Source organism: Aurantiacibacter flavus, assembly GCF_039710615.1.
GTDB classification, from domain to species: domain Bacteria; phylum Pseudomonadota; class Alphaproteobacteria; order Sphingomonadales; family Sphingomonadaceae; genus Alteraurantiacibacter; species Alteraurantiacibacter flavus.
Map to the genome: position 1 here is coordinate 1 of NZ_JBDLBR010000013.1, position 6,876 is coordinate 6,876.

The following is a 6,876-nucleotide window of genomic DNA, read 5'->3' on the forward strand; positions in this document are numbered from 1 at the left end:
GTTTCCTCGTAAAGTTCGCGAATGGCAGCCTGTTCGATGGTTTCGCCGGTTTCGATCTTGCCGCCGGGAAAACCCCACCGCCCTGCATCGGGCGGATTGGCCCTGCGAACCAGCAGGACCTGACCCTCACGCAAAACCACTGCAATGGTTGCCGCTATCGGACGTTGTGGTCCTTCTGTCATGATGAGATCCTTTCAGCTCCGTACACGCCATCTGGTTATCAAGTCGGCGCGATCAGCCGATTTGCCTCTCCGCGCAGGATTCCACACATATCCTCCGCGGCAGATGAAGCGGTTTGCGAGGTGAGCAGGCGGATTTCGATGGGAGGTAGGTGGGGAAGGCCGAACCTGCCATCGACGCAGACCATATCCTCCGGGACACCATGCGCAGTGCGCACAGCTATTCCAAGCTTCGAGCGAAGTGCGGCCCAGACATAGGAGAGGCTGGGGGTTGTCACTGCCGCGCGCCACGGCAGTCTGGCACGGTCGAGGGCGGACAGCGCCGCCTTGCGAAACAGGCAGGGGTGGTCGAACATCACCAGCGGAACTGGCTTCGCCCCCGCGGGCTTGAAGCTCTCATGGGCAAGCCAGCGCATCGGCAAGGTGCAGAGCAGCTCCCCTTCGCCAGCGGAACCCTCGTCGAAATAGACGATAGCGCCGTCCAGCCTGCCTGCGGTAACTTCCTCGGCAAGCTTGTGATTTTGACCAGCGCGGATATCGACCTGCGCCGTCGGATGCCGACTGGAGAACGCGGTGAGCGTTGCCGGCATTACATCCTCGAAGAAATCCTGCGGCAATCCGAGACGCACAACGCCGGTATTGGTGGCAGCGCCCAGGGCGAGCGCCGCTTCGTCATTCAGGTCCACGATCTTGCGGGCATAGGCGATCAGCGCTTCGCCGGCAGCGGTGGGGACGAGCCCCCTGCCTTTGCGCGCGAACAACTGCGCGCCCGCCTGCCCCTCAAGCTTCTTGAGTTGCATGCTGATCGCCGATTGCGAGCGCCCTAGTTGCACCGCTGCGCGCGAGAAGCTGCCCAGGTCTGCGCCGACCACAATGGCCCGCAGAGAGTCGATGTCGAACGAGGTTTTCACTTTCGAATTTATGAACTCACAATTCAAATACATTCGTTATTCGAATTGATAGGTGGGTGCTACGCAGCGGTCAAGTTTCGGCCTCTTCTCAGGGGACTGAACCAATTCGGGAGCAGACCGCGCGTTGCCAGTCATCGACGAGACATCCACGCCGCACAAGCGCTCGATGCTCCCAGTCATCCTCGCTGGTGGGGTGATACTGGCGCTAGCCTTCGGGGTCCGCTCGGTATTCGGCGGTATCGTCGAACCGCTCTCGAACGACCTGTTTGGCGGCAGGATCGAGATATTCTCCCTCTCGATCGCGATCCAGAATCTCGTCTGGGGCCTCGCACAGCCCGCCTTTGGCCTGATCGCCGATCGTTATGGCGACCGCCGAGCCTTGTGGATCGGCCTTGGCTTTTACACCATTGGCATGGTCATCTGTGCGCTTGGGACGACACCACTGGCCCAGCATCTTGGCGCCGGGTTGCTGGTCGGAATGGGCATCTCCGGTACGGCATTCGGCATTGTCCTGGCCGTGGTCGGCAGAGCCGCACCCGTCGCAAAGCGCAGCCTCTATCTCGGCATCGCGTCAGCTTTGGGCTCAGCGGGACAGGTCGTTGTGCCGCTCGTGGCTGCGTGGCTCATCGAATGGCTGGACTGGCGGCTGACCATGCTCGTCCTCGCGGCAATGCTTGCGCCGATGGCCCTGTGCATTCCCTATTTGCGGACCACCCCCAGCCAAGGCGACAGGCCCGGCGAAAGCCAGCGCATCGCTCCGGCCGCGCTTATCGGCACGGTCGTCTCCGCCTTCCGGCACCCCGGCTTCCTGTTCCTGAACGCGGGCTTCTTTGTCTGCGGATTCCATCTCGGCTTCATCACCGCCCACCTGCCCAATTATGTCGAGCATTTCTGCACCGGCACCAGCATGTCGCCGGAGGAATTGCGCGCGTTCGGCCTCAAGGCCCTGTCGATGGTCGGGCTGGCCAATATCCTCGGCACGGTTCTCGCCGCACAGCTGAGCATGATCTTTCCCAAGCCCTACATTCTGTCAGCGATCTACGCCTTGCGGGCCTTGGTCATTCTCTCTTTCATCAGCCAGCCGGTCACCCCGTCATCGGTGATGATTTTCGCCTTCGGTATGGGGGTGCTGTGGCTGTCGACCCTTCCACTGACGAGCACGCTGGTGCTGGCGATGTTCGGGCCGCGGGTGATGGGCACGCTGTTCGGATTAGTATTCCTCAGCCATCAGCTTGGCAGCTTCGCTGGCGTCTGGCTCGCCGGGGACTGGTATGATTACTACGGCAATTACGCGCTGATCTGGCGCGTCTCGATCCTGCTGGGCCTGCTCTCTGCCGTACTGCACCTGTTCGTAAGAGAGCGGCCCCTGACGCGCGGGCTGGCAACCTAGCCGATGGAGAACCTGCTTTTCCTTCTGCTCGCAGCCTTCCCGCTTATGGGGAGCCCCGGCCCGGTAACGGTGAGTCTGGCCGGTCTCGGATCGGGCTTCGGCTTTCGGCCGGGCCTGCCCTATCTGTGCGGTGTCATGGCTGGCACCGGCGCCGTCCTGCTGATGATTGCCACAGGCGTCACGGCCTTGCTGCTTGCCTGGCCAGCCGTGCTCACCGCGCTGATGATGCTGGCGCTCGCCTATATCCTCTACCTTGCATGGAAAATCGCGACCGCGCCCGTGGGTCACGTTGCGAAGTCTGCCACGAAGCCGCCCGCCTTTGTGCCAGGATTTGCGCTCGCCGTTGCAAACCCCAAGGCCTTTGCCGCGATCGGAGCGGTCTACTCAGGGCATAGTGTTGTTGCAGATGATCTGCTGCTGGACATGATTGCCAAGCTGGCTGCGCTAACCGGCGTGATCATCGTCAGCCAAACAGCATGGCTCGCCTTCGGAGCGACATTCTCGAAATTCCTCAACCAACCGAAAACTGGCCGGGCAGCCAACATCGTCTTCGCACTCATGCTGCTCGCCTCGGTCGGACTGGCCCTGTTGTGAAGGAAGAGCAGACATGCGCGTTCTGCTGACCGGATCCTCGGGGTGGCTCGGCAAGGTCCTGGCACCGATGCTGGCCGAACAGGGGCACGACGTCACCGGGTTCGATATCGCGCCCGGCGAGTACACTGGGATTGTCGGTTCGGTTTCGGATCACAGTATGGTCGACCGGGCATTTTCCAATGCGGATATCGACGCGGTGATTCATGCGGGCGGACTGCATCAGCCCGACCTTGCCCGATGCCCGGCCTCTGCCTTCGTGGACACGAATGTGCAGGGCACGCTGAACATGCTGGAGGCATCGCGCGCCGCGGGGGTCGACCGCTTCGTCTTCACGTCAACCACATCGCTTATGGCCAGTGAGGCCGTGCATAGTGGGACATCCTCGAAAGCGGTCTGGTTTGACGAAAGCTATGCCCCTCTCGAGCCGCGCAATGTCTACGGCGTGACCAAGCTCGCAGCGGAACAGCTATGCCGCCTGCATTCCCTTCAGCATCGCATGAACTGCATCGCCCTGCGACCAGGCCGGTTCTTCCCCGGAGAGGATAGCGCACAACCGGATCTGAGCGCGGACAACCACAAGGCAAATGAATTTCTGAATTGCCGCCTGATGGTCGATGACGTTGCGCGAGCACATGTCCTCGCCTTGGAGAGAGCACCGGCGCTTGGGTTCGACACGTTCATCCTGTCCGCGCCGACACCCTTCGTGCGCGACGACGCAAACGACCTCAAACGAGATGCCAAGGCAGTCATCGGACGTCTGTTTCCAGAGGCAGCCCGGCTGTTCGCCCGCCGGGGGTGGCAACTGCCGGCATCCATCTCGCGCGTCTACGATTCAAGCAATTCGCAAAGCGTTCTCGGCCTGCGCTACGACACACGCTTCTCCGACATTCTGACAGCATTGCGGGAGGGCGAAGACCTTCCTTTCGCCACGGATCGATCACCGGGCTGCGAACAGAACCCCGACCTTCAGAGAATGGAGAAAGACCTATGACCTATGACGATTTCAGAACGTCTCAACCCGACGCCCACGCAGCGCTGCTCGCATTGGGCAAATGTGTGGATGATGCCGGGCTTGAGAAGGAGCTGACCGAGCTGGTGAAGCTGCGCGTGTCGCAAATCAACGGCTGCGCCTTTTGCATCCAGCTCCATCTCAATATCGCCCGCAAGCTACCTGTCGATGAGACAAAGCTTGGGCTGGTTGCAGCCTGGCGCGACGTCGGCATTTTCTCGGAACGCGAAATGGCGGCGCTGCGCTGGGCAGAGCTGCTAACGGAGCTCGCCTGCACATCCCCCGGCGAGAGCGATTGGGAAGACCTGCGCGCCGTGTTCAATGAGCAAGAGGCAGTGCTTCTCACCGTTACAGTCGGCGCGATCAACAACTGGAACCGTATCGCCGCAGCCCTGCGTTTTCCGCCTCTGATTCTCGGCTAGCCACTCAGCCAGACCGTCCCTTCTCTCCCTGAATACGAAGAATTCCCATGATCCATTTAGTCCCGTTTACCGCTGAGCATTTCGATCTCGTCTGCAGTTGGTTCACCAATGAAGTCGAAGCCGTGCAATGGGGCGGCCCGACCGTCAGCTATCCTCTCACAGCGCAAATGCTTCAGGCGATGCTCGACGAAGGAAAGACGAATCCTCCCAACCGGCTCTGCTGGATGGCGCAGGAGGACGGTGAATTTGTCGGTCACATCCAGCTCGCGCTGGATTGGCGTAGCGGCAATGCGACCCTCTCGCGCGTGGTCATTGCTCCGCAGATGCGGGGTCAGGGAAAAGGCAGCCAGATGCTGCGCCTCGTCACCGAGCATGCCTTCGGCTTCGAAGCGATCGAGCGCGTCGAATTGAATGTCTACGCCTGGAATTCGGTGGCCATAAAAACCTATGAAAAGCTGGGCCTCAAGCTTGAAGGCACACGCCGCTCATCCGCGTCGGTGAATGGGGAACGCTGGGACACATGCATTATGAGCGTGTTGCGGGAAGAATGGCATCAGCCGCTCACCTTTAGGCATGCCGAAACGCAAGAGGATGTGGCGCTCTGTTTTCCTCTGATGCAACAATTACGACCGCACCTCGAAAACGAGGGCGATTTTATTGCGCGATGGCAACGGCAGAAAGCCACCGGATACAGTCTGCTCGCGCTTTGGAAGGGCGAACAGCCTGTCGCACTGGCCGGTTACCGCATCCAGGAAAACCTCATTTATGGTCCGCACCTCTATGTGGACGATCTCGTAACCGATGCGGATGTCAGGGGAAGCGGTGCAGGCCACCGATTGCTCGACAGACTTAAAGCCGAGTGCGGCGAGCGCGATCTCAGTCTGCTGGTTCTGGATACGGCGCTTTCGAATTCACTGGGGCACAGATTTTATTATCGCGAAGGATTGCTGCCCCGCGCACTGCGGTTTTCCTGTGATATCAACTCCGACCACGCGCCGTTGCCGGCATGAGCATCCTGCATATCAGCGCCAGCCCGCAGCAGGCCGGGTCTCACAGTCGCGAATTGGGCCGCCACCTTGTCGAGCGGCTCAAAAGCGCGATCGATCTCCCGGTCGTGGTCCGCGATCTTGCCGAAACGCCGCCGCCTTTCCCCTGCGCCAGTTTCGTGCAAGCCAGCCTGTCAGCGAGCACGAGATCATTTGCAAACAAGTCGGACGCTCTGACCGTATCGGAGCACCTGATCGCCGAAGTCGAACAGGCAAGTGCGATCATCATCGACATGCCGATGCACAATTTCACGGTGCCTGCTGCTTTCAAGGCGTGGATAGACATGGTTGTCCGTCCCGAGCGGACATTTCGGCCCACCTCGTCGGGCAAGATTGGCCTGCTCGCAGAGCGCCCGGTGGCGCTGATCATCGCCTGTGGCGGCCTGTTTTCGGGGGGCGCGGCGAGCCAGCCTGATTTTCTGACTCCCTACGTGACAAGGATCTTCCAAACGATCGGCCTTGGAGACGTGACCTCAGTCCGATTGGAGGGAACCGCACGAGCGCCAGAGTTTGTCGCGAAAGCCAAAGCGCAGGCAAAAGCTGAGCTCGATAAAATCGCAATAAGGTTCGAGGAGTTCCTGCTTTCCGAACTTGCGCGGTTTGCGCCACGTCACGAGCGTAGCTTTGATTGAATTGAAGCAATTGAGGTATCTTCTGGCAGCAGCTGATGCTGGAAGTTTCAGCCGTGCCGCGCGTCTCCTGAATATAAAACAGGCAACGCTCAGTCGACAGATCGGCCACATCGAGAAACGGCTCGGAATGCCTCTGTTTGATCGCAGTTTGCGCGGTGCCAAGCTCACGAAAAATGGCGAGTTCTATATTCGGTCTGTCGAACGCCTAGTGACGGAATTTGATGAGTTGAATTCGTGGGTTCGTGCAACATGCTGTGGAATGACCGGACATCTGACAGTCGGATTTCACACATCCTTTTCGGCAGGCAACCTGCGAGCGACCGTAACCGAGTTCGGCGATAAGCACCCAGACGTTAAAATGCGCGGCGTCGAACGTGAGCGAAAAAGGCTCCTTGGGGGATTGGAAAACCGAACACTCGACCTCGCTGTGATGGCGGGCGAGATTTTCTATGCGGGGCTTCGAGCCAGACCGTTTTGGAGCGAACGAATTCTGGTGGCGTTACCGGAGCAACACGATCTGGCAGAGCGCGAGCGGATTACCTGGCCGGACCTTGCAGGTGAGCATTTTCTCCTAGGCGGCGTGGACAAATTGGTGACTGTTGGCTTTCGCGCGTGTAGTCTTGCTTCGTGATCCATAATGTGCGCTTCACAGCCGCCATATTGGCTGGCCTTGCTACGCCTTCTGCCGCTTTA

9 protein-coding genes are annotated in these 6,876 nt (G+C 59.9%); 7 read left to right on the forward strand and 2 right to left on the reverse strand.

Annotated features, from left to right (window positions below; translation table 11 throughout):
* Positions 1-182: NUDIX domain-containing protein (locus ABDJ38_RS16715; protein WP_346786276.1), on the reverse strand; the 182-nt coding region annotated here is incomplete at its 3' end.
* Between the two features lie 38 nt (positions 183-220).
* Positions 221-1,090, reverse strand: coding sequence for a LysR substrate-binding domain-containing protein (locus ABDJ38_RS16720; RefSeq protein ID WP_346786277.1), 870 nt, complete (start codon positions 1,088-1,090; stop codon positions 221-223).
* 166 nt (positions 1,091-1,256) lie between these two features.
* Between ABDJ38_RS16720 and ABDJ38_RS16725 the strand changes: the two genes are divergently transcribed.
* From ABDJ38_RS16725 to ABDJ38_RS16755, 7 genes are read left to right on the forward strand one after another with little or no spacing between them, the layout of a single operon-like run.
* Positions 1,257-2,480 (forward strand): MFS transporter, encoded by a 1,224-nt coding sequence (locus tag ABDJ38_RS16725; RefSeq protein ID WP_346786278.1) that lies wholly within the window; start codon positions 1,257-1,259, stop codon positions 2,478-2,480.
* A gap of 3 nt (positions 2,481-2,483) precedes the next feature.
* On the forward strand, positions 2,484-3,074 hold the full coding sequence (locus ABDJ38_RS16730) for a LysE family translocator (protein WP_346786279.1): 591 nt from the start codon (positions 2,484-2,486) through the stop codon (positions 3,072-3,074).
* 13 nt (positions 3,075-3,087) lie between these two features.
* Positions 3,088-4,065 carry an NAD-dependent epimerase/dehydratase family protein gene (locus tag ABDJ38_RS16735; RefSeq protein WP_346786280.1) on the forward strand — a complete coding sequence of 326 codons (978 nt, stop codon included), beginning with the start codon at positions 3,088-3,090 and terminating at the stop codon, positions 4,063-4,065.
* The gene (locus ABDJ38_RS16740) at positions 4,062-4,505 is read left to right on the forward strand and encodes a carboxymuconolactone decarboxylase family protein (RefSeq protein WP_346786281.1); all 444 of its coding nucleotides are present in this window, start codon (positions 4,062-4,064) and stop codon (positions 4,503-4,505) included. Before ABDJ38_RS16735 ends, ABDJ38_RS16740 begins: the two co-directional genes overlap by 4 nt.
* A 47-nt stretch (positions 4,506-4,552) precedes the next feature.
* Positions 4,553-5,515 (forward strand): GNAT family N-acetyltransferase, encoded by a 963-nt coding sequence (locus ABDJ38_RS16745; protein ID WP_346786282.1) that lies wholly within the window; start codon positions 4,553-4,555, stop codon positions 5,513-5,515.
* Positions 5,512-6,183, forward strand: coding sequence for an FMN-dependent NADH-azoreductase (locus ABDJ38_RS16750; RefSeq protein WP_346786283.1), 672 nt, complete (start codon positions 5,512-5,514; stop codon positions 6,181-6,183). The genes ABDJ38_RS16745 and ABDJ38_RS16750 overlap by 4 nt, the downstream gene beginning before the upstream one ends.
* Positions 6,176-6,814 (forward strand): LysR family transcriptional regulator, encoded by a 639-nt coding sequence (locus tag ABDJ38_RS16755; protein WP_346786284.1) that lies wholly within the window; start codon positions 6,176-6,178, stop codon positions 6,812-6,814. The genes ABDJ38_RS16750 and ABDJ38_RS16755 overlap by 8 nt, the downstream gene beginning before the upstream one ends.
* Positions 6,815-6,876 lie beyond the last annotated feature (62 nt).